Annotated in this window: 23 protein-coding genes; 16 read left to right on the forward strand and 7 right to left on the reverse strand. The window is 41.6% G+C overall.

Annotation, left to right across the window (positions count from 1 at the left end):
* The first annotated feature begins 6 nt into the window (after positions 1–6).
* From ACP8HG_RS19300 to ACP8HG_RS19310, 3 genes are read left to right on the forward strand one after another with little or no spacing between them, the layout of a single operon-like run.
* Complete coding sequence (locus tag ACP8HG_RS19300) at positions 7–375, forward strand: ArsR/SmtB family transcription factor (protein ID WP_067205220.1); 369 nt, start codon at positions 7–9, stop codon at positions 373–375.
* On the forward strand, positions 362–2,470 hold the full coding sequence (locus ACP8HG_RS19305; RefSeq protein WP_342539601.1) for a heavy metal translocating P-type ATPase: 2,109 nt from the start codon (positions 362–364) through the stop codon (positions 2,468–2,470). The genes ACP8HG_RS19300 and ACP8HG_RS19305 overlap by 14 nt, the downstream gene beginning before the upstream one ends.
* 27 nt (positions 2,471–2,497) lie before the next feature.
* Positions 2,498–3,610, forward strand: a complete 1,113-nt coding sequence (locus ACP8HG_RS19310; RefSeq protein ID WP_067205225.1) for a GNAT family N-acetyltransferase — start codon at positions 2,498–2,500, stop codon at positions 3,608–3,610.
* Between the two features lie 511 nt (positions 3,611–4,121).
* Here ACP8HG_RS19310 and ACP8HG_RS19315 read toward each other — a convergent pair.
* A complete protein-coding gene (locus ACP8HG_RS19315) occupies positions 4,122–4,277 on the reverse strand; it encodes a lmo0937 family membrane protein (protein ID WP_370569949.1) in 156 nt (51 codons plus the stop codon).
* A gap of 121 nt (positions 4,278–4,398) precedes the next feature.
* Between ACP8HG_RS19315 and mntR the strand changes: the two genes are divergently transcribed.
* The 5 genes from mntR (at position 4,399) to ACP8HG_RS19340 (ending at position 7,808) form a co-directional block, all read left to right on the forward strand.
* Positions 4,399–4,824 carry a transcriptional regulator MntR gene (gene mntR / locus ACP8HG_RS19320; RefSeq protein WP_067205228.1) on the forward strand — a complete coding sequence of 142 codons (426 nt, stop codon included), beginning with the start codon at positions 4,399–4,401 and terminating at the stop codon, positions 4,822–4,824.
* The gene (locus ACP8HG_RS19325; protein ID WP_438297675.1) at positions 4,824–5,687 is read left to right on the forward strand and encodes a CvfB family protein; all 864 of its coding nucleotides are present in this window, start codon (positions 4,824–4,826) and stop codon (positions 5,685–5,687) included. Before mntR ends, ACP8HG_RS19325 begins: the two co-directional genes overlap by 1 nt.
* A 66-nt stretch (positions 5,688–5,753) precedes the next feature.
* Positions 5,754–6,644, forward strand: a complete 891-nt coding sequence (locus ACP8HG_RS19330; protein WP_187046540.1) for a DUF1002 domain-containing protein — start codon at positions 5,754–5,756, stop codon at positions 6,642–6,644.
* Between the two features lie 56 nt (positions 6,645–6,700).
* Positions 6,701–6,982 (forward strand): GNAT family N-acetyltransferase, encoded by a 282-nt coding sequence (locus tag ACP8HG_RS19335; RefSeq protein ID WP_067205236.1) that lies wholly within the window; start codon positions 6,701–6,703, stop codon positions 6,980–6,982.
* A 352-nt stretch (positions 6,983–7,334) separates the two neighbouring features.
* On the forward strand, positions 7,335–7,808 hold the full coding sequence (locus ACP8HG_RS19340) for a DUF4064 domain-containing protein (protein WP_338653771.1): 474 nt from the start codon (positions 7,335–7,337) through the stop codon (positions 7,806–7,808).
* Positions 7,809–7,852: 44 nt separating this feature from the next.
* Here the strand turns inward: ACP8HG_RS19340 and ACP8HG_RS19345 are convergent, their stop codons facing one another.
* Positions 7,853–8,353 (reverse strand): GNAT family N-acetyltransferase, encoded by a 501-nt coding sequence (locus ACP8HG_RS19345; RefSeq protein ID WP_187046542.1) that lies wholly within the window; start codon positions 8,351–8,353, stop codon positions 7,853–7,855.
* A 98-nt stretch (positions 8,354–8,451) separates the two neighbouring features.
* Between ACP8HG_RS19345 and ACP8HG_RS19350 the strand changes: the two genes are divergently transcribed.
* The 4 genes from ACP8HG_RS19350 (at position 8,452) to ACP8HG_RS19365 (ending at position 11,021) form a co-directional block, all read left to right on the forward strand.
* Complete coding sequence (locus tag ACP8HG_RS19350) at positions 8,452–8,898, forward strand: GNAT family N-acetyltransferase (protein WP_354313201.1); 447 nt, start codon at positions 8,452–8,454, stop codon at positions 8,896–8,898.
* Between the two features lie 82 nt (positions 8,899–8,980).
* A complete protein-coding gene (locus tag ACP8HG_RS19355; RefSeq protein WP_187046544.1) occupies positions 8,981–9,334 on the forward strand; it encodes a hypothetical protein in 354 nt (117 codons plus the stop codon).
* A gap of 470 nt (positions 9,335–9,804) precedes the next feature.
* Positions 9,805–10,671, forward strand: a complete 867-nt coding sequence (gene yidC / locus ACP8HG_RS19360) for a membrane protein insertase YidC (RefSeq protein WP_354313199.1) — start codon at positions 9,805–9,807, stop codon at positions 10,669–10,671.
* Between the two features lie 101 nt (positions 10,672–10,772).
* Positions 10,773–11,021: a hypothetical protein gene (locus ACP8HG_RS19365; protein WP_067205252.1), complete on the forward strand. Its 249-nt coding sequence runs from the start codon at positions 10,773–10,775 to the stop codon at positions 11,019–11,021.
* Positions 11,022–11,181: 160 nt separating this feature from the next.
* Here ACP8HG_RS19365 and ACP8HG_RS19370 read toward each other — a convergent pair whose 3' ends face one another.
* Positions 11,182–12,336 carry an MFS transporter gene (locus tag ACP8HG_RS19370; RefSeq protein WP_187046546.1) on the reverse strand — a complete coding sequence of 385 codons (1,155 nt, stop codon included), beginning with the start codon at positions 12,334–12,336 and terminating at the stop codon, positions 11,182–11,184.
* A gap of 115 nt (positions 12,337–12,451) precedes the next feature.
* On the opposite strand from ACP8HG_RS19370, the gene ACP8HG_RS19375 reads away from it, so the two are divergent.
* A complete protein-coding gene (locus ACP8HG_RS19375; RefSeq protein WP_342539734.1) occupies positions 12,452–13,381 on the forward strand; it encodes a M15 family metallopeptidase in 930 nt (309 codons plus the stop codon).
* Positions 13,382–13,582: 201 nt separating this feature from the next.
* Here ACP8HG_RS19375 and cls read toward each other — a convergent pair whose 3' ends face one another.
* Positions 13,583–15,034, reverse strand: a complete 1,452-nt coding sequence (gene cls / locus ACP8HG_RS19380) for a cardiolipin synthase (RefSeq protein WP_067205257.1) — start codon at positions 15,032–15,034, stop codon at positions 13,583–13,585.
* 230 nt (positions 15,035–15,264) lie between these two features.
* Here cls and ACP8HG_RS19385 point away from each other — a divergent pair, with 230 nt between their 5' ends.
* The gene (locus tag ACP8HG_RS19385; RefSeq protein ID WP_082786789.1) at positions 15,265–16,590 is read left to right on the forward strand and encodes an L-cystine transporter; all 1,326 of its coding nucleotides are present in this window, start codon (positions 15,265–15,267) and stop codon (positions 16,588–16,590) included.
* A gap of 503 nt (positions 16,591–17,093) precedes the next feature.
* Here ACP8HG_RS19385 and ACP8HG_RS19390 read toward each other — a convergent pair.
* Positions 17,094–18,317, reverse strand: a complete 1,224-nt coding sequence (locus ACP8HG_RS19390; RefSeq protein ID WP_438298680.1) for a helix-turn-helix domain-containing protein — start codon at positions 18,315–18,317, stop codon at positions 17,094–17,096.
* Between the two features lie 123 nt (positions 18,318–18,440).
* On the opposite strand from ACP8HG_RS19390, the gene ACP8HG_RS19395 reads away from it, so the two are divergent.
* The gene (locus ACP8HG_RS19395; protein ID WP_438297681.1) at positions 18,441–19,739 is read left to right on the forward strand and encodes an MFS transporter; all 1,299 of its coding nucleotides are present in this window, start codon (positions 18,441–18,443) and stop codon (positions 19,737–19,739) included.
* Between the two features lie 78 nt (positions 19,740–19,817).
* On the opposite strand, the gene ACP8HG_RS19400 is transcribed toward ACP8HG_RS19395, so the two are convergent.
* The gene (locus ACP8HG_RS19400) at positions 19,818–20,996 is read right to left on the reverse strand and encodes an MFS transporter (RefSeq protein WP_342539609.1); all 1,179 of its coding nucleotides are present in this window, start codon (positions 20,994–20,996) and stop codon (positions 19,818–19,820) included.
* A gap of 383 nt (positions 20,997–21,379) precedes the next feature.
* On the opposite strand from ACP8HG_RS19400, the gene ACP8HG_RS19405 reads away from it, so the two are divergent.
* Complete coding sequence (locus ACP8HG_RS19405; RefSeq protein WP_186672238.1) at positions 21,380–21,520, forward strand: Lmo0850 family protein; 141 nt, start codon at positions 21,380–21,382, stop codon at positions 21,518–21,520.
* Positions 21,521–21,708: 188 nt separating this feature from the next.
* Here ACP8HG_RS19405 and ACP8HG_RS19410 read toward each other — a convergent pair whose 3' ends face one another.
* Positions 21,709–22,893 (reverse strand): FtsW/RodA/SpoVE family cell cycle protein, encoded by a 1,185-nt coding sequence (locus tag ACP8HG_RS19410; RefSeq protein ID WP_067205272.1) that lies wholly within the window; start codon positions 22,891–22,893, stop codon positions 21,709–21,711.
* Positions 22,894–22,954: the final 61 nt, after the last annotated feature.

Genomic DNA, 22,954 nt, shown 5'->3' on the forward strand with positions numbered 1-22,954 from the left:
GTAAATATGACGGTAAAAGAAGTTTGTGAAGTGACAACGGTTCATGAAGAAGTTGTGAATCGGGTACAGAAGGCGCTCCCTGATGTGGGTGCGGCTGTTGCGATATTTAAGGCATTGGCGGATGAAACTAGATTAAAAATTGCTTTTTCGCTGACACTAGAAGAAGAAATGTGTGTATGTGACGTTGCGGCAGTGATTGGTTCTTCCGTTGCGACAGCTTCCCATCACTTACGTTATTTGCGCGAACAAGCACTTGCTAAATCAAGGAGAAAAGGGAAGATGGTTTACTATTCGCTCGCAGACGATCACGTCCACCAACTTGTGAAAGTCGCACACGAGCATACGATAGAGGGTGTTGAGCATGGCAACGGTTGAGAAAAAAGAATATAGGTTGGAGAATTTAACATGTGCCAGTTGTGCGATGAAGTTTGAAAAAAACGTTAAAAACCTGCCTTCTATTGAGGATGTACAAGTGAATTTCGGTGCATCAAAATTAGCGTTTAGTGGCAGTGCAACGATTGAAGACCTCGAAGCGGCAGGTGCTTTTGACGGCATTAAAGTTGTCCCACTTCAGAATAAGAAGATTGAGCCGAAAACGTCTTTCTTTAAACGGAAAGAAAATCTCGTTACCCTTTTTTCATTGCTTTTCTTACTAATAGGGATGTATGTGTCATTTCGTTACGCTGAAACACATCCTGCAGCGATTGCCCTATTTGCAATTGCCATTGTAATTGGTGGAACGAGCATATTCAAAACAGGATTGCGAAATTTAGTCCGTTTCGAATTCGATATGAAAACGCTGATGACGATTGCCATTATTGGTGCTGCCATTATTGGGGAATGGCGTGAAGGTGCGGTTGTCGTCTTCCTGTTTGCGGTTAGTGAAGCGTTAGAAGCCTATTCAATGAATAAAGCACGACAGTCCATCCGACAATTGATGGATATTGCACCGCCTTCCGCCCTCGTAAAACGAGGGGAAACGTTTATGGAACTTCCGACAGAAGACATCATCGTTGGCGATATTCTAATCGTAAAACCAGGTCAGAAAATCGCTATGGACGGCGCTGTTCTAACGGGTTCATCTACGGTCAATCAAGCAGCGATTACAGGGGAATCCATCCCTGTCCAAAAAAAATCTGGTGATAATGTATTCGCGGGCACGCTTAATGAAGAGGGTGCACTTGAAGTAACGGTTACAAAGCTTGTCGGCGATACAACAATTGCGAAGATCATCCATCTCGTAGAAGATGCGCAAGCAGAAAAAGCACCATCTCAAAAGTTCGTTGATAAATTCGCGAAATACTACACACCTGCAATCATCGTGATTGCAATTCTTGTGGCCATAATACCACCATTACTCGGTGGCGATTGGAACGCGTGGATCTACCAAGGTCTTGCTGTACTCGTCGTCGGCTGTCCGTGTGCACTTGTTGTCTCTACACCAGTTGCGATTGTCACAGCGATTGGTAACGCGGCGCGTCAAGGCGTGCTGATTAAAGGCGGTATCCACCTCGAAGAAACAGGAAGACTTGACGTTATTGCGTTCGATAAAACCGGAACGTTAACGAAAGGGTATCCGGAAGTAACGGATTTCATCGTAGGTAAAGAAATCGCTCAAGAGCAATTATTAAGTGCAATCGCAGCAGTCGAGTCAATGTCACAGCATCCGCTTGCAAAAGCGGTTGTCGATTACGCGCATCAACATGGTGCGCAGAAAGTCGCTGTGTCCAATTTTCAATCGGTTACCGGAAAAGGCGCTTATGCTGAAATTGATGGCATGACGACTTATATTGGCAGCCTAAGCTGGGCACAAGAACTTTCTTCATTGCCAGAAGATATATTACAGCAAGCGGCATCCCTTCAACGACAAGGAAAGTCTGTCATGGCGATTGTCACGGGTACTGATTTTAGCGGACTGCTAGCCGTGGCGGATCCCATACGTGCGGAAAGTCGTGACGTCCTTGAACAACTGAAAAGTATAGGTATCCGTCATACAGTCATGCTGACAGGCGATCACCAAGTAACGGCAGAAGCAATTGCTGCTGAGCTCGGTGTTACGGATGTACGCGCCGGACTAATGCCGGAAGACAAATTAACAGCGATTAAACAATTGAGTGACGAATATGGCCGTGTTGCCATGGTTGGTGATGGCATCAATGACGCGCCTGCCTTAGCTGCAGCTTCAGTTGGTATAGCAATGGGTGGAGCGGGAACGGACGCTGCATTGGAAACAGCAGATATTGCACTAATGGCAGATGATTTAGGGAAATTACCTTATACAATGAAATTAAGCCGAAAAACATTGCGAATCATCAAAGAAAACATTATGTTTGCATTAGGCTTAAAAATTATAGCATTGCTTCTTATCATTCCCGGTTGGCTGACATTATGGATTGCCATCTTCGCGGATATGGGTGCCACGCTACTCGTTGTGCTGAACTCGTTGCGGTTGCTACGCGTTCATAAGTAAGTAGTTTCTATACGGAGGCGAATTCTAATGTATTTACAAGAGTGGACAATGGAAGAGCAGGAGCAACTTATTCATTTCATGACAACTAATACGTGGCCTTACCACGGTAACTCTGATCCGGGACGTCATTTGATTGAAAAAACAATCGAAGAGGGCGGCTATGAGTCGGATGAAGTCAAAACGTTTTGGGTGGAAAATGACGCCGGAGAAAAAGTAGGAATCGTAAAAATTTACGACTTGCAAGATGAAATTCCGTTGTTCGATTTACGTATTGCAGATATGTCGAGGGGATATGGCTACGGCCCGAAGGCTCTTCGACTTGTCGCGGAATATGTATTCGGATTGCCAGGCAAGAAAATTCGTCTCGAAGGTCATACGAGACAAGATAATCTTGCGATGCGAAAAACGTTCGAACGTGCAGGCTTTGTCAAGGAAGCACATCTTCGGAAAGCTTGGTTTTCGCCTAAAGAACATTCCTATTATGATGCAGTGACCTATGGTATTACGCGGGAAGATTTCATGGCGGGAACGACAACGCCTGTGATTTGGGAAGACGGAGAGAAGTCACGAGGTTCTGCGGCATCCCCTCGTATCCCGGATTTCGCGGAGTCATTCGAATCAGAACGGCTTGTCATTCGGGCTCCTGAACTTGGCGATGCAACAGATGCTTGGAATGCGATTAGGGCTTCATTACCTGCGCTTCGCAAGTGGATGCCATGGGCGCAACCGGAACCGGAGCTGCATATGACAGAAGAAAGCTTGCGAAAAGCAGTTGCAAATTTCATCACAAGACAAGACCTGCGCTTCCATGTTTACCATAAAGAAACCGGGAAGTTTGTCGGTTCATCGGGACTACATCGAATCGATTGGTCGATTCCGAAATTCGAGATTGGCTACTGGCTAGCTACAGAATTTGAAGGCCAGGGCTATATGACCGAAGCCGTTAAACATATTGAAAAATTTGCCTTCGAAAAGCTTGGAGCGCGCAGAGTGGAAATTCGTTGTGATGAAGAAAACATGAAAAGTCGTAGCGTCGCAGAACGTGCAGGGTTCACCCTCGAAGGAATTTTGAAACAAGATTCCTTATCCCCCGATGGTAATGTTTTACGAAATACATGCATCTATGCGAAAATAGACTAAAGAAAAGCGGAAGCGGCCCGTATAGACGCGACAGGCATAAAACGGACCGGCGACGCGGTGCTCTTTACCCGGGAAGGATGCAGTTCAATCCTTCCTAGCTGGTCTGGCTTATGACCCGAGCGTCTGGCCGCTGTAGCTAGACAATATAAGGAATGCAGCTTAAGTGCGCGACGTTCTGTCGCAACAGCTGCATGACCTACTTCGTGTAGGCCTAAGCTCCAGGCGCCGTCTAGCTCCGAAAAGCGCTGGAGGTCTTTCAGAAAAAGGCGTACTTTGCCTTTATCTGAAAAAATGAAGCGACTCGAGGGGCTGGCGCCTGTAGCTAGACAAGAAAAGCGGAAGCGGCCCGCATAGACGCGACAGGCATAAGACGGACCGGCGACGCGGTGTTCTTTACCCGGGAAGGATGCAGTTCAATCCTTCCTAGCTGGTCTGGCTTATGACCCGAGCGTCTGGCCGCTGAAGCTAGACACTAAAAAAGGGATGCCGACTAATGTCGACATCCCTTTCGTTACACGCTTCGTTTTCCGGAAATAAGATTGAAAATAAATGCAATAACCGCGATGACTAGAAGAATGTGAATTAGTCCTCCGCCAATCTTGAATACGAGACCTAACAACCAAAACACGAATAATGCTACAATGAGTAACCATATAATTCGACCCATGTGAATTCCCCCTTTACTGATGTATTCTATCTTTACCCCCGCCAATTAAAAGTTAAACTAGGGACGTTTGAAAAGTAGTGATTGGGAATGAGACTGGGTATACATACTGGAGGCGGTACAGTTGGCAACACCAGGTATGGAAGATTATCTTGAACAGATTTATTTGCATATCGAAGCGAAAGGCGTTGCACGTGTATCGGATGTAGCTGAATCCTTGGCGGTTCTCCCTTCATCCGTTACAAAAATGGCTCAGCGTCTCGACAAGGAAGGCTATATTGTTTATGAACGCTACAAAGGTCTCGAATTGACAGGAAAAGGGTTTTCGTTCGGAAAAAAACTTGTTCGACGTCATGATCTCCTTGAACAGTTTCTTCGCATTATTGGAGTCGATGAAGAAAATATTTATGGGGACGTGGAAGGAATTGAACATCACCTAAGCTGGAATGCGATGGATCGAATAACTGATCTGGTCGAAGCGATGGGACAAGACGAAGAATTTGTTAGAAAATTACGTGTAATGGATCAGGAGAAAGAGGTAGATAAATAATGGAACAACTAAAATCAGGTTATGCGGTGGAGTTAGAAGTGTTGGAGCAAGACGGTTCAAGATGGATATTGGGTGGCGATAGCGAACAAGAACATATTATGTTGAATGCATCTGATGCAGACGAAAACATTCAAGAAGGAGATAAAGTAAAAGTTTTCCTTTACATGAATAGACGCGGAGAGCTTTCTGCGACGATGGAGATTCCACACATGACAGCTGAGACATTTGGCTGGGCACGTGTAATACGTGTGGATGACCATGAAGGTGTTTATGTTGATATCGGTTCTTCAATCGAAGTGCTTGTGAATAAAAATGATATGCCTAAAGTGCGGGCTCTATGGCCAAAGGTAGACGATGCGTTGTATATGACGCTTCGAATGGATTTGGGCGGTACTATTTTCGGCCGACTTGCTACAGAAGAACGCGTATTAGAACAAATCATTGAAGCGCCTACTTCCGTCTTTAACATGGACTTGAAGGCAAGAGCGTATCGCTTGTTACCAGTTGGTTCGTTTATGCTTAGCATTCCTGAAAATTACCGTATTTTCATCCACAATACAGAACAGGAACGTGAACCTCGTCTCGGCCAAGAAATGACTGTCCGTATTATTGGTGTCCGTGAAGATGGAACAGTGAACGGATCGATGTTGCCTCGTAAAGAGGAGCGTCAGGGAGACGATGCTGAAAAAATCCTTCGTTATTTGAATGAAGCTAAGGGACGTATGCCCTTCACGGATAAATCAACACCTGACGAGATAAAAGAAATGTTCAATATGAGTAAAGCATCATTCAAACGTGCACTTGGTAAACTCATGAAAGAAGGCAGAATTGAACAGAATGATGGATGGACATTGTTGAAATAATACCGAAGTTCGGGAACCTTTATCAACCGGGAATCGTATTAATTCCTAGAAAGAGGGGGAATCAACATGAAACGTCTACTGACAATAATGATGGCGGCTGTACTGGTAATCGGAATCACGGTTCCGGCGACCGTACATGCAGAAGATCCAGTCATCAATGAAAAACTAGGTGTACCAATCGTTGTTTACGGTGCAGATTTATCAGACGCAGAAAAAGAAAGTGTGAAGAATAGTTTGGGTGTTGCACAAGAAGCGGAAGTGGAAGAAATATCCGTTGATGGCAGTGACCTTGTGAAATATATTAAAGATGGCAATGGCAAGGCACGTATGTATTCTTCAGCTAAAATCACGAGGCAGGAAGAAGGCAAAGGGCTTGTCATCACTATTGTTACACAGGATAATATTACACAGGTGACACCAGAAATCTATGCAACGGCAATGTTAACGGCCGGAATCGAAGACGCAATTGTCGAGGTAGCCTCACCGAAAAAAGTGACGGGCCATTCCGCGTTAGTTGGAATATACAAAGCCTATGAAGTGACTGGTGAGAAACTTGATACAGAGCGGACTGATGTCGCAAATGATGAATTGAATCTTGCGACGAAGTTTGCGAAAGAACCCGGTGTCGATAGTGACAAAGTAGCCGAGCTTCTAACGGAAATTAAAAAGCAAATCGCAGAGAAAAATCCGGCGACAAAAGAAGAGGTTGAGAAAATTGTCACAGAGCAAATGAAAAAGCTTAATATTAATTTAAGTGATGCGGATCGGCAATTGCTCATAGACTTAATGGACAGAATTAGAAATTTAGATATCGATTTCAATAAATTATCTGAGCAATTATCGGATATGACATCGAAAATAAAAGAAACACTCGGTGATATTGATCCTGGCTTTTGGGAAAGTGTGAAGGAGTTCTTTGCGAACCTTTTCGAATCCGTTCAGTCTTGGTTTAAGTAATCGGGAAGTAAAATGTTGTATTATGAAGGAGAATTTATTGAAAAGGGGTAGTTTAGATGGAATTCGAATTTGTTGAATTGGGCGGGGATGCATTCGCGTTCCGTTATGAACAAAATGGAGCGATGCTTGCAGAAATTACATGGACAATTCTTGGGGATGTGATGGTGATGGATCATACATTCGTTTCACCTGAACTCCGAGGACAAGGCGTTGCAAAAAAAATACTGGACCGTGCAGCGAGTTATGCGCGTGAACAAGAGTTAAAAATGGAGCCTGTCTGCTCGTATGTTGTAACAGCTTTTGAACGCTACAAAGATTATGATGATGTAAAAGTGTGAAAAATAATAAAAGGCAATCCATTTAGTTATAAAACTAAGGATTGCCTTTTATATTTCACGCGGTAAAGTTCGATTCATTCAAATCCCTCACAATAAAGTAATTAAGTACACTATACTAGTTAATACAGTAGCTCCGGCGACAGTATACATCATGTCGGCTTGACTGAAAATCAGTTTCTTCTCCATTTGTATCGTCCCCTTTCCTAATTTGGGCTATGATGCCTGCATATATACAGAATACCCGTTCACTATTTAATGAAACATCTTTGTCATGTTATTGTTTGAAAAAGTGAAACCTATCCTTCAGTTGAACGTATAATCATATATAGAGATTAAGAGAGAGGTGTATATCATGAGCCGTACAGTAGAAAGAGTATTATCGATAATAAGTGTCATATTTACGGCAGTAGGTGTTATTCTAAGTTTCGCCTCACTGGCTTTATTTAACTATGTGAAGTCGGAGCCGATGTTCCGTGTAGAATTCGATTCGGAGATGATGGCATATGATCCGACGCTAACACCAATGGAACTAGAGTCAATTTATTCGGTCTTTTCCCTAGTAGGTGGGTTTATGTGGTTAATCATTATCAGCTTAATCATTAGTTTTATCTTGACGATAATTGGGATTGTGAGCATTTGGAAGAACAAAAATCCTAAGCTTGCTGGGATTATGTTCATTATCGCAGGTTTGACTGCAGGGATTCTTTCCTTGACTTCAATTCTTCTGTACATTGCTGGAATCCTTTGTTTTACCAAGAAACCACCACTAACACAGGAGTCGCAGTTCGTGGATGATAAGTATGATGGAACAATGAGACCTTTATAATAATGTAAAAAAAACACTTTCCTCCAATTGGGGGAAAGTGTTTTTTAGTGTAAGGCAAGTGCTGGGGAATGAATACAAAATACATATTGGGCTGTTACTACAGGGTAACCCTCGAAATATTCTTCAAAGATATCAAGTAACTCAAAGCCTTGTTTCTCATAAAAGGCTCGTCCAACCGTATTGCGTTCGTCTACATAAACAAATAGTTTTTGTGCGTCTGAAAGTAACGACAAAGAGTATTCAACTAACTTTTTACCATAGCCCATTTTCTGATGCGATGGTAAAATATACATAGCAGTCAATTCAGAATCGCCATCTTCATCTTTTTTCGTGAAACTGGAAAAACCGATAGGAATACCTTCACATTCGGCTACTAGCACATACGTTTTCTCCATGCGCTTCAATAGCATCGCTTCTGAGTAGGAGCGATTGATAAATTTCTTTTGGATTTCTGCTGGAATAATATCTTTATAGGTTTCGTTCCAAGTCTTAAAAACAATCTGTTGAACGTGCATACTATCCATGGCAGTCATTAGTCGGATCATTGCACTGTCACCTCTGCATTTCTTTTTGTAATCATAACAAATAACTTGGATGAAAACTACCAATGTAATGAAAATGATATATATGGGAGAGATGCTGGATGAAGTGGACTTATAACGGATTTGGGGAATTAAGCGGTCATGAAGTATATGAAATGTTGAAGTTACGTGTTGATGTATTCATCGTGGAGCAAAATTGTGCGTATCATGAAGTTGATGGTCATGATTACGATGCGATTCATATATTCTGTAGCGATGAGGAAGGACTGGCCGCCTATGCACGGCTTCTTCCGGCTAGTGTGAAGTATTTGGAGCCATCCATTGGTCGGGTCATCATCAGAGAGGACAAAAGGGGCACAGGGCTTGCACATATTCTTATGGAACGAAGCGTTGACTTTACCAAGAAACATTGGAAACCTGAAAAGATTCGATTGCAGGCTCAGCAACATCTTGTTGGATTTTATGAGAAGCATGGATTTAATGCGATTTCGGAGCCTTATGAAGATGGTGGAATTCCGCATGTGGATATGATTTTATCAAACGTATGAAAATGAAAGTTTCTAAACTGGCAGATGAGGGTATACTCTCTATACAATACTTTTTTCATTAAATCTGGGAGGAATGATTTGAATGGGTCGTAAACGAAATAATAATTTATTACTTGCAACGATGGCGGCGGGGGCTTATGCCTACTTCAGTAAAAAAGAAAATAGGGATAAGGCACAAGTGGCTTTTAGTAATATGAAAACAAAAGTTGATTCATTCATCGAATCACAAAAGTTGAATAGATCTTCCGAAACTAAAGTCGGACATTCGGATCCATATGATCTTCAAGATAACAAAATGGTAAGTGAAGGTGCTCAAACGAGTGTCCACTATTATAACCAAGAAATTGAAGATGATGTGAAGATGACCCCTGAAACAGATGGACTCTACCATAAAAAAGAACAAAACGAATTAGGCGCGGAACAATCCATCAAATAAAAATGTAGTACGATACCAAAAACACTTCCTACATGGAAGTGTTTTTTTATTAAATTATGTTAGGGATTCTTGCATTTGGGTATTGAGGGAAGAATGAAAAATATATACGACAGGCAACAACCCAGAAGCTCCTCCAGGATTCTACTCGTGAAGACGGAACAGAATGAAATTTATGAAGTACATACGAAAATTTTGTGCTCTGGAAGAATCTCAATACTACCTATGTTTTCCTGAAAATAAAATTTCTGATATATCTGAGCGATTCTATTTTGTAATCAAAGTTATTTCACACGCATAGATAAAAAATAAACCGGTCAAACACCTAGGCAATTCCGAAGAGGTCTGGCAGGAGATTATTTTCGTTACTCCATTACTGGGGAAGAAAAAATTTTCCGAACGGTCAATCGTTGTAATTTGAGGACTAGGTAAGGTATACTTTTTAATAGTTTGAAATAGTGAAGGTGAATCTAATGAAGAAGAAAATTGGATTAGTTACGATGTTAATGACCACTGCCGTTTTTCTAAGCGGTTGTGCAGGCATCGAGAACAAAGAAGGTACATTTTATAATCTTTTCGTTAAGCCGATGGATTGGTTACTGCATTTTTTCAGTGATTTCTTCAATGGGAATTACGGCCTGTCGATTATACTCATTACGGTATTAATCCGGTTGGTCCTAATGCCGCTTATGCTGAAAAACTATAAGTCGCAACAGAATATGAAAGTTAAAATGGATGCGCTCCGCCCTGAGATGGAAGACATTCAAAAGCGTTTGAAAGAAGCAAAAGAAAAAGAACAAAAAGATGAGCAAGTGAAGCTTCAGCAAGAAATGATGGGACTTTATTCGAAGCATGGTGTCAATCCACTTAATATGGGTTGTCTTCCGTTAGTCATCCAGATGCCAATCATCATGGGTCTCTACTTTGCTATCCTCAATTCTACTGAAGTACAAACACATGAGTTTCTTTGGTTTAATCTCGGAGAGCCGGATATGATTATGATGGTTCTTGCTGGTGCAGTTTACTTCGTCCAAGCACGTGTATCACTATGGACAATGCCGGAGCAGCAGAAGAAACAGATGAAAGCATTTATTTACTTATCGCCAGTTATGATTATGTTCATTTCATTCAAGGCGATGGCAGCACTACCCCTTTACTGGGCAGTTGGGGGACTTCTCCTTATCTTCCAAACGTACTTAGGCCGCAAGTTCTATTACAAGCATCCTGAACTGGTTGTAGAAGATGCTGAAGAGGTTATAAATGCTGAAGAAGTAAAAGAAGTAAAAGAAGTAAAAGAAGTAAAAGAAGTAAAAAAGATAGACACTAAAGACGATAAATGAAAGTAGGCTGGAGAGAAATCTTCGGCCTTTTTTCTGGTCAGATTACAGGAATCAGATAATGGTCAACATATGTAGATTACAAGGCATAGGAGGATATCGATGTGCAGACTAAATGGTTATTTGGAATCGGGATTGTAGCAGCCGCATTAGCTTCGGTCTATTTCATCATCAAGCTCGACTTGAACAACGCTGTTTTGTCGATGGTGGCTCTGTTTTCATTGACAAATGGGGCTCGGGCGAAATCATTTCGTGAGCAGGGTATGGTACGCGAGTCGAAATGGATGTTATGGATGTCTATTTTTTTCGGAGGCGCTTTTGTAGTGTTGCTCATATTTAATATTGTTAGGTAAGTTGAACATATGATTAACTATATATGTTGAATGAGTGATTCTATATAATCTCCAGCGAAGGCGTCCCCTAGCGTTGTTGGTAGGATTCTTTATTTCAACACATATAGGTAAAGAAAAGACGCTTACCGGGAACTGAAATTTCCGGTAAGCGTCTATTCTATTAATAGGTATATTTCTTTCTAGTCATCAGCACGATGATGATAGCCGGAATAGAACAAATAATCATACCGAGAAATGCGAGCCGTGGTGAAACGTCATATAAGTAACCACCTAAAAATGTCAGGATTGCGGTGCTCAGGCTCATCGCGAATGCTGCATACATTCCTTGTGCTGTAGCAAGTTGATCATGGGGCAGTTTTTGAGAAATGAATTTTATGAACGCAAAATGGGCTACACCAAACGACAAGGCATGGAGTATTTGAGTACCGATGAAAACAGATATGTATGGAAATAAAGCAATTAGTACCCATCTTACCGTGGATCCGATCCCTGCTATGAGAAACATCGTGGAGACTTTAAGGTTTGCAAGCAATCGATCAGCACGTGTAAAAAACAATATTTCAAATAACACTGCTATATTCAAGATAATCCCGATATAAAGACCATTAACACCAAGATTATCTAGGAAGATGAATCCGAAGTTATAATAGGACGCATGCGCCCCTTGTAAAAGGATGGCGAGTAGCAAGACGATTGCAAATTCTTTGGACGTCAAGAGCGATTTGAAATTGATGGCTTGTTTAGTGGTGTCGTCATGAACTGGATTTAATCGCAAAGCTTCTGGTGCTGGTCGCATGAAAAATAATGTTAAGATAGTTAACCCAACAATCATTATGTAAAGGATTGCTTGCTCAGTCCAAATAGCTGTAGCTGCTCCGATTAACAACAAAGCAACAGTGTAGCCAATTGATCCGAACGATCTGCTCTTTCCGTAATGAATTCCTTCTATCTGCATTAAAATAGACGCGCCGCTTTCGACGGCAGGCAATATCATCGGATAGATTGCACTGAATAGGACGGTAATAATAAGAAGTACGATGAAAGGTGAGTCTGGTAAATAGAGGAGCGTTAAAATAAGTGCTGTAAGTGAAATCCATTTCATCACACGGATCATGGATATTTTTCGAGTCAGATACGGGAAGATAAGGAATGTGGATAACGATCGTGCAATCATTCCAGCACCCATAATAAAACTTGCTGCTGTTACGGATAAACCTTTTTCAATTGTTAGCCAGCCAGTCCAATAGGGAAGAAATACGCCCCAAGTAAAGAAAAAAGCGAAAAAACTCATCGAAAGCCATCTTTGGTTCTTCATCCTATCGCTCCCTTGCAAACTATTCAATAATCGTGAAATTAAATGATAGCATACGCAGACCACAAAGAAAAATGATGGTAGACTATACATATATATTGAGAAGGTAGGCTTATTGATGAAACGAAAAAACAACTATACCAATAAGAAAAAAAAGGGTAAAGCTTTAACAATCACTTTAATTATTTCCGGCTTCATTATGACAGGACTCCTAATTGGACTTGGAATGAATGACTGGGATGTAGAAAAAAGTATTAAAAAAGGGCAGGAAGTCATTGGTATGTCTGTTGCAAATGGGGATGAGGACGCAGCCCACGAAACAGAACCAACCGAACTCCCTGACCTTGTAGAGCAACCAGATGCTGAAGAAACGAAAGAAGAGGACGAACCGGGGAAAGTGCAGGAGGTTACGCCTGAATCTCCATCCAAACCAACAAAAAACAACGGTGCAGGATCTGGTACTGAAGTAAAGCCGAATCCAGCGATTGACAACGGAGGATATATCGAAGGTCAGACGCTTCCTAAAGAACCGAAGTTTGTAAAAGGGATTTTACTCGCCAATAAAAAGTATCCGCTTCCGGCAACATACGCACCTGGAGAAGACAAAAAAGCGCGTGGGGCATTTGAAAGAATGGCGGCAGAAGCGAAACTTACAGGTTTTAATCTCAATGCATTCAGCACCTATCGCTCATTTGAATACCAGACGACACTTTACGAGAGATATGTTGCTCGTGATGGTGAGAAAGCGGCCGATACCTACAGTGCACGCCCGGGTTATTCTGAACATCAAACAGGGCTGGCATTCGATATTGGTGAAGTGAATTTCGAACAGCACTTTGCTTCATCATCATTTGGGGAAACAGAAGCAGGAAAATGGGTGGCAGCAAACGCTCACCGATTCGGCTTCGTTATGCGCTATCCAGTGGGGAAAGAACAGATTACAGGATATATGCATGAATCTTGGCATTTCCGTTATGTTGGTCTTGAAATTGCGGACGAAATTTTCAAACGCAATATCACATTGGAAGAATATCTAGGAGTCCAATAAACAGATTAGTGACTCATATTTTCATAGAACAAAAGGGACGTACCATTTTAGCGGTGCGTCCCTTTTGTTCTATGAAAAGAAAGTATTTAGGTCGGTGTTTAGACTCCAGACACCTTGCGCTTTTCTTAGTGTCTAGCTTCAGGCGCCAGCCGCTCGACTTATGCCTGTCGCGTCTAGCGGGCGTATTACGCCTTTCTTATATCATAAGATTGGTGAAAGTAGTCTTGAAACTGATTCTTTTAATTTAATGAGACGAGAACGTTCCAAATACATTTCATAGGTTAATTCAGTCGATAATTGCATATCCTGTTCGAAAAGCTCAGCTAATTCATGTGATTTTTCACGATCATAAATGAAGGCGTTGACTTCGAAATTCAATTTGAAGCTACGGACATCGATATTGGCAGTTCCGACAGTCGAAAGCTCATCATCAACGACAATTTGCTTGGTATGCAGGAAGCCGTTTTCATAAATATAAACTTTGGCTCCTGCTTTTAATAATTTACCAACATTTGAATAGGTTGCCCAGTATACAAACATATGGTCAGGCTTGTTCGGAATCATTATCCGCACATCGATTCCAGAGAGACATGCAATGCGTAGCGCGTCCAAGAAGCTGATATCTGGGATGAAATAAGGCGTTTGAATATAAATATATTTCTTCGCTATGAAAATCATTTTCAAATAACCGTCTTTAATCTGTTCCCATTCTGAGTCGGGTCCACTCGACACAATCTGCATCCCGACGGAACCTTTACGAGGGATAGCAGGGAAGAAGTGCTCTGCATATTCGATATCATTTTTTTCAGATGCTTGGTTCCAGTCCAATATAAACCTCGTCTGAAGCGGGTGTACCGCACTTCCTTCAATCCGCAGATGTGTATCGCGCCAATAGCCAAACTTCTTGTTCAGCCCCAAGTACTCATCGCCTACGTTGAATCCGCCAACATAACCAATTCGCCCGTCGATAACAACGATTTTACGATGGTTCCTGAAATTCATTCGAGGATTGATAAGCGGCATAGTAGCTGGGAAAAACGCTTCAACATCTCCTCCGTTATCAATCAGTTCCTTCAAGTGTCTCTTGCGAAGCCCTCGTGAACCGATATCATCGAAGAGTACACGCACTTTTACGCCTTGCTTCGCTTTTCGTATTAAAACGTTTAGTATCCTAGTCCCCAGGGTATCCAATTTGAAAATGTAAGTTTGAAAATGAATATGATCCTTTGCTTGCTCGAGGTCATGGATAAGTGCATCAAATTTAGCTGCGCCATCGTTGAAAACCTGAACGTCATTGTCTTGCGTCAAGACAGCGTGGTTATTTCTAAGATGAAGGTAAATCATATCCTTGTAGTGAGCTGTATCATCTAGCCTAAATTCGAGGGTATCTTCTTCTATTGCTTCAATTTGATAATCAATCAATTGATCGATACCAATTTTACTCCGTCCTTCCCACCGGAAAAGGTGTTTTTCCCTCAGTTGCCTGCCGAGTAAAAGGTAAATAAAGAAACCGAAAAAAGGAATGAAAAATATGACGAGGAGCCATGCCCAAGTTGAGGTTGGGTCTCTTCTTTCTAGAAAAATAAGGGCAATCGCAAGAAATATATTCAAAATAAAAACTGCCGTAACCGAGATGCTGATTAGTTGAGTCATAAGCGGCCTCCTTTACATATAATGCTTATCTTACTAGTATAACGGAAGACTTAGAAAAAAGAAGTAACAGTGGAAGTTAAGATAAAACCTACTTGACTGATAGACATTAATGGTTTAAAGTGTGCTTTATGCTACACGCTATCTAAAACTTAGGAGGAAGAAAAGTGAATACATTATTACTTATTTTAAACATTGCCGGGTTGCTCTTGCTCGTCGGTATACTATATAGTATGCATCGCAAAAAGGTTTCGTTTTCAAAACGTGTTTTCACCGGGCTGGGTCTCGGAATCGCATACGGACTTATTTTACACTTCGCATACGGTACAGATTCAACAGTATTGCAGGAGTCTATGCCGTGGTTTAACTTGATAGGAACAGGTTATGTTAAATTACTTCAGATGATTGTTATGCCACTCGTTTTCATTTCAATTCTTGGGGCATTCACGAAAATAACAATCGGCAAGAATTTTGGTAAGATGGCGGGATTGATATTAGGACTTCTTATTGGAACAACTGCAATCGCCGCGGTTATCGGGATTTCTGTTACACTTCTTTTCGGCCTTGATGCGAAGGAAATAGTGCAGGGGGAAGCTGAGCTTGCTCGCGGTGTTTCTATTGAAGAACGATCGGAAGGAGTCGCGGACCGTCCGTTGCCTGATCAGTTAATAGACTTATTGCCTGCGAATCCGTTTCTTGACTTCACAGGTGCACGACCAACTTCAACAATTGGGGTTGTCATCTTTGCGGCATTCCTTGGATTTGCGTATTTGACACTTACAAGAAGAGATGAAAAAAATGCAGCTACAGTGAAAAAGGGAATCGATGCAATCTATTCTCTGATCATGGGTGTTGTAAAGATTGTCTTGCGCTTGACTCCATACGGTATTTTAGCGATTATTGCAACCACCGTAGCGACGTCTGACTTTGCAGCTATCTATAGTCTAGGCAAGTTTGTACTTGCTTCGTATGTAGCGATTTTAATCATGTTCGGCATTCACTTAATCATTATTACGCTATCGGGATTAAACCCAATCACTTACGTGAAAAAAGCAGGGGAAGTATTGATATTTGCCTTCTCCTCAAGATCGAGTGCAGGGGCGCTTCCACTAAACATTGATACACAGACGAATCGTCTCGGCGTACCTGATGGTATTGCCAACTTTGCCGGATCATTCGGCCTGTCAATCGGTCAAAATGGTTGTGCTGGAATCTACCCTGCGATGCTTGCAGTGATGATTGCGCCTTCAGTAGGACAGAACCCGCTTGAACCGACATTCCTTGTTACATTGATCGCTATCGTGGCAATCAGCTCATTCGGAGTTGCTGGAGTTGGTGGCGGAGCAACATTCGCTGCGATTCTTGTTCTATCAGCACTGGACTTGCCGATTGTATTAGCAGGACTGCTGATTTCAGTAGAACCGCTCATCGACATGGGCCGTACAGCATTAAATGTCAGCGGATCCATGACGGCGGGTGTTACGACTGCACGTGTAACGGGTGAATTGGATAAAGACATGTACAACGCTCCGCTTGATAAGCAGACGGCTGAAGTATAATCGTGCAATCGGGCATAAATTTGCTTGACCGATCGTATAACGCTGCAATCGAGCATAAATTTGCTTGACCGATCATATAACTTTGCAATCGAGCATAAACTTGCTTGACCGATCATATAATATCGCAATCGAGCATAAATTTGTTTGACCGATCATATAATCGTGCAATCGGGCATAAATTTGCTTGACCGATCGTATAACGCTGCAATCGAGCATAAATTTGTTTGACCGATCATATAATCGTGCAATCGGGCATAAATTTGCTTGACCGATCGTATAATCGTGCAATCGAGCATAAATTTGCTTGACCGATCATATAATCGTGCAATCGAGCATAAATTTGCTTGACCGATCGTATAACGCTGCAATCGATCATAAATGTGTTTGACCGATCATATAATCTCGCAATCGAGCATAAATTTTCTCGACCGATCATATATCACTTCAGACCAATCATAAAACAAAAAATACCGCAGAAGACGCGATTGTCTTCTGCGGTATTTTTATTTTGTTAACAATTCATATGTCTCCAAAATGAAATCTTTATAAGGCGTACGGGGCATCATTGAAATGTTCTGCATGGCAAGTCCTGCAAGGCGTCTCGCTTCAATAAGATTGCCTAATTCCATGTAGCAAAGTGCTTTATATGCATCCTTTTCATAAAAAATCGACAAGTCGAATGGATGATGGGTATAGTCTGCAATCTTCACTTTTTCGAGGGCCACGAGTGCATGTTCAAATTCATTTAATCCGAAAAAGGATTTTCCTTTTTCTAGATTAATAAAGGGACTGTAGTCATTAGAATACTTACCTTTATCTAAGAACTGATCCCATTGTTCTTGCGCTTCCTTGTAGGACTTTTTGAAAGAATTTAAATAATGGACTTCTGCAAACTTCGTGAAAAATATTGCTTCTTTATCTTCCGTGAAATCCCCGTATTGGGTTAATTTCTTTAAATAATAAGCGTATTGGTCTTCATCTTCCTCCATTATTGCATGAGCGGTTGCTAGCCTATATAAGTGGTCGATACGATAAAACACCCGCTCCTGCTTTGAGAATTCAATACCGCTTTTCATGACTCGTATGGCAGATTCGGAATCTCCTACTGCAAAAAGGAGAACAGCTTCCATATAATCGAGGTCAAGCCGTGTCATCGGATCGATAAATGCATTTCGAGCTTCGATTTCGGAACGTTCGTGGAGCAAAGTACTTAGTGATTGTGCATAGTTATGCTCGGTAAATTTGACAAATGCCCGGAATATTCCTATGCTTGCGCGCCTCGGAATAATGTTCATCAGATCATACATTGTTGCAGCTCGATCGGAAAATACTTGCCATCCACTCTTTTTTTCATAATAAATACAGCGACTATATATTTCCAATAGGCGCGCTGATTCATAACCTTGTGTCAATTTTGGGACATAGGGCTCAACTAGCGTGATGAGCTGAGTGTATTCATCAGTCCGTACATCAAATTCGGTATTATATAGAATCTCCGCTTTCTCAAGCAGTGCTCTTAGTTCATATGTGCTTACTTCTTCCAATAACTCCACCACTTCTACACCGAGTCTTTCTGCTATATAAGACAGGCTTTCCATCGAAGGATTCGCCTTGTTATTCTCGATGAGACTGAGCATGCCTTTTGTTAGCTCATCACCCGCTAAAGCCTCCAACGTCAATTTCCGTTGTTTTCGTAATTTGCGTATTCGCTCACCTAACGTTTCGATAGGTCACACCTCCACTGTTTTAATTACGTAGTTTAATTATATTAAACTTTAACTTGTAATGGAAGTGTTTATCATGTTATTATTCGTTTAATGAAATTAAACAATTCAGACAGGAGTGTTTGTATGCAAGAGGTTTTAAAGCTTAAAAAAGCTACTTATCATCTGTGGACGTTCACAATCAGTAAGCTCATTTCTTCGTTCGGGGCACAGGTATATGCATTCGCTATTAGTTTTTACATTTTACAACTAACTGGATCCGCAACAAGTTTTGCGACGAACCTTATTTGCAACCTTTTACCACGGACACTCGTTGCGCCTTTTGCAGGCTACGCGGCTGATCGGTATTCAAGAAAGACAATCATTATTACCGCTCAAGTTGCTTCAACTCTTGCAATCGGGGGGCTCTTGATTGTAAGTCTGACTTCTGGATTGTCTTTAATTGCAATCTACACTACAACTGTTGTTTTATCGATCACATCAACATTTTCGGGCGTAACATTCAGCTCTTCTATTACTGGACTTATTGATGAAGGACGAATTCAAAAAGCGATGTCTCTGAACCAAATGTCCATTTCATTTGCGGCAATCGGAAGCCCGGCGGTAGGTGGTTTATTGTATGGAACAGTCCCGATGCCGGTATTTCTCATAATGTATATGACTGCTTCGATTATTGGGGTATTTCTAGAATCAACGATGAATTTCAAGTTATTTGCGAAACGTAAAGAAATAGTCGATGGGGAACCGAAGGAATCGATGATGCAAAGTATGAAGGCTGGATTAGCCTATTTAAAATTACAACCAATTCTGATGACATTGATTTGGATTGCTTTATTCATCAACTTTCTATTTGGTGCATTCCAAGTCGGTTATTCCTTCATTCTTATTGAAAAGATGAAGATGGTATCGACACATTTTGGATTGACGGAAGGTGCATTTGCGGTGGGGATGCTACTATTGTCAATCTATCTGACGATGCGTAAAGAAGTGAAGTATCCGTTGCTTGTCTCAAAACGAGGCATTCTCGGAATGGGTGCCATTATGGGAAGCGTAGCAATTCCTCTTTTAATACCTATGCACTATAATTTTATGTTTGGGTTTTATGCATTCGTCATGTTTAGCTTTGGAGCAACAATAATTATAGTAAATACGCCCATGCAAGTAATGATGCAGAAAATGATTGACGATGATTATAAAGGGCGCGTATTTTCAATCCTGGAAACAATGTCGATGGCACTTATGCCCCTTGGAGTAGTTATCTACGGGTTCTTATATGATATATTCCCGGCACAATGGATTCTCATTGTTTCGAGTCTAATACTAATTGGGGTTATTCTCGTGTTGGCACGGCCATCAGTCATGATTAAAGCTCATCCGGAACTCGGAAATTCAAATGTGAAGGAATCAGAGGTTATTTCAGAATAATTATTAGCAACATTTTTAATGTGAAATAGCAAAGACCACCTGTCTTCAATTTTAGAAAGGTGGTCTTTACTATTCGAATTAGTTATTCAGCGTTGCTTCCAAATTCCGCAACGATTTAGCAGACTTCCTAAAGGCGAAGATTAGCCCGATAGATAGAATTGCAAGAACTGTGGAAATGAAGTACATATTGCCGGCTTCTTGCGTGAAAATCCATGTGAATAACAGCGGACCGATGATGCGTCCCATGTTATCCATGGAATATGTCATCCCAGCAGCCGTTCCGTATTTTCCGCCAGACTCTTTTGTTGTTAATGAAACGAGTACCGTACGGGCAAGTGCGTTCCCCGCAGTGAAGACACTCAGCGCAAAACCGGCCCAGAAAAGGCTTGATGTAAAAGGAATAAGGAACAGGCCAAGTGCGGTAACGATCTGCGCCCCAATAATCCATTTCGTTTCCGTTCCGTTTTTCACACGGCGAACGACGCCGCCTTGAATTGCCGCGTCGACGAAACCACTAGCCATAAACAAGTAACCAAGCTGAAGTGGTGTGATTTCAATTTTTGAGATTTGGAACAGCTGGAACGTAGATTCAAGCCCGGCGAGAAGGAATGTCACCATGAACGAGAATAGAAATAGATAACGGATACGATATTGCCAAAGCATAGCTCCACCTTTTGGTAGGAGAGCACGTTTATTCGCCTCTCCACGTCGTTCCGGTTCCTTCAATATAATTCCTGCATAAATCATAAGGAGCACTGTCAAGGTACCTGAAGCAATGAATGGTAATTGAAGACTGACATTACCAAGTACGCCCCCGATTGCTGGTCCGAAAATAAAACCAAGTCCAATTGACATACCAAGCAGTCCCATATATTTATTACGGTTTTCTTCATCCGTCATATCTGCAACGAATCCAGTAACAGCGGTGTAAAGTGCACCAGAGAATATCCCTCCCACAACGCGTGACGCGTACAATAGCGGCAAGTTCTCGATGAACAAAGCAAATAGGAAGAAACTAAGACTGAAGCCAATTAGTCCTATTAAAATGAGCTTTTTTCTTCCGGTTCTGTCTGACAAAGCCCCCCATAGCGGTGCGGTAAAGAAGGATGCTAGTGCATAAACGGTCAGTAATCCGCCAACATGTACTTCAGATAATCCTTGCTGCAAGATAACTTCAGGAAGAATTGGAATTATAATACCAAACCCAAGATAAACAAAAAATTGTACGGACATAAGTAGAAGGATTGCTTTTTTCATATTCAAACCCACTTTCGACTGAATCAATATATTCATTCTACCCTTCGTATGTAAATCAGACAATGGAAAAGGGGAGGAGGTGGTAGGTTTACAATGTATTGTCTGAAGTTGATAACACTAAGCGGAAAGTAAACAACGTTTTGTCCAAAGTAAACAACGCTACCCCGAAAATTCATCTGCAAATAGATTTTTTGTCAAATTACCTACCTTGATGTATGAAACATTTACAAAAAGTTAATAACTGTAACAATAATGAAAGATTTAAAAGTGGACAGGAGTGGTATAATTGTAGTATGAGCAAAATAGAACGACATTTACCTGTAGAACGAAACTTTACTGATGCATATTCGTCTAGAACTAATAGAAAGGTCGAGGTGGAAAAGATGGCTAAAGAAGTTGATTTGAAAACAATCATCTCCAACTTGGCGAAGTTGGGTGTTTCGGCTACGATGACGAAATCCCGTCTGGAAATGCTGAAAGCCCTCGCGCCACTTGCACAAGCCCCGCAAATTCAATCTCAATAAAGAAAGTGATAGTATCACGACAAAAAAAGCTTCGACGGATTTTTCCGTCGAAGCTTTTTTTGTCTTGGTGTCTAGACTCCAGGCGCCAGCCGCTCGGGTCATAAGCAATCCAGCTATGTGGCAAAGGGCCCCACGTCGCTAGATCGACTTATGCCTGTCGCGTCTAAGCGGGCGCTTTCCACTTTTCTTTATTCGTCATCATCCGAACTAAACATGTACGTCCTATGATGGTACTTCATACTGAATACTAATCCAATTGCGAGCATATTCCCCATTAGTGAACTACCGCCATAACTAATGAACGGCAGTGGGATGCCAGTAATCGGGAGTAGCTGAATCGTCATCCCGATGTTTTCAAAGACATGGAATGTAATCATTGCAATAATACCTGCACATATATACGTACTAAATGGATCTTTCAATTCAAGCGTAATTTTCGTCAAGTGATAAATGAGGAAAAAGTACAAGCAAATGACTAAGCTAGCGCCGATGAATCCCCAATCTTCCCCAATCGTTGTGAAGATGAAATCGGTGTGGCTTTCTGCGACGTACACTTCGCGGCCTTTATAACCTTTTCCGAAAACTTCACCCGAACCAATTGCATTGAGTGACGTAATAAGGTGACGTCCTTCATTCGAAGAATAGGAATAAGGATCGAGCCATGAATAGATACGTTCAAACATATATGGTCTTAAACCAAGTTTGTTTTGAAGGAAGTCCTGTGCATAGAGTGTCATCCACAGCAAAGTCGCTCCAATCGTCGCGGTCCCGACAAATACTGGCAAAATTATTCGCCACGTAATTCCTGCTACAACGACGAACGCTGCCGTAATCGCTATGAAGACAAGTCCAGTTCCAAGATCGGTCTGCATCATGATGAAAAGCAACGGCAAGAATAGAACAGCAATTATTTTCCCGAGTAAAAAAAAGTCGGTCTTCAATGTTTTCTTAACGAACTTTTCGTGATGCGTCGTAATCATGCGCGCCATGCCGATGATGAAAAATGTCTTCATGAACTCAGCGGGTTGGATGCTTCCTACCCCAGGGAGGTGAAACCAGCTTTTTGCACCATTTCTTTTTGCCACAAGCTCCATGCTATCCGGAAGAATAATTAGCAGGGCTAAAATAAATACACCGCCGCCGTAAATAATCCAGGCAGCTTTCTTATATTGATCCGGTTCTAAAAACATCGTAATCGCGATAATGACACATCCGATGAAGTACCATTGAATTTGCGAGGGTACGAAGTTTATGGTGTATTGGCCAGTCGTCTGAGCCGAAGCGATCGCGAACAAGCTGACAAGGAAAAATAACAGCAGGATAAATGCAAGTGTCCAGTCAAAACGATCTGCCGGTTTATTAGGTATTTTCATATATAGTCACCTTGATTTCACTAAAATAGGATTACTTTCTACATTTCTTAGTATAACGGAA

This window comes from Sporosarcina sp. FA15, from assembly GCF_051550195.1.
Classification (GTDB): domain Bacteria; phylum Bacillota; class Bacilli; order Bacillales_A; family Planococcaceae; genus Sporosarcina; species Sporosarcina psychrophila.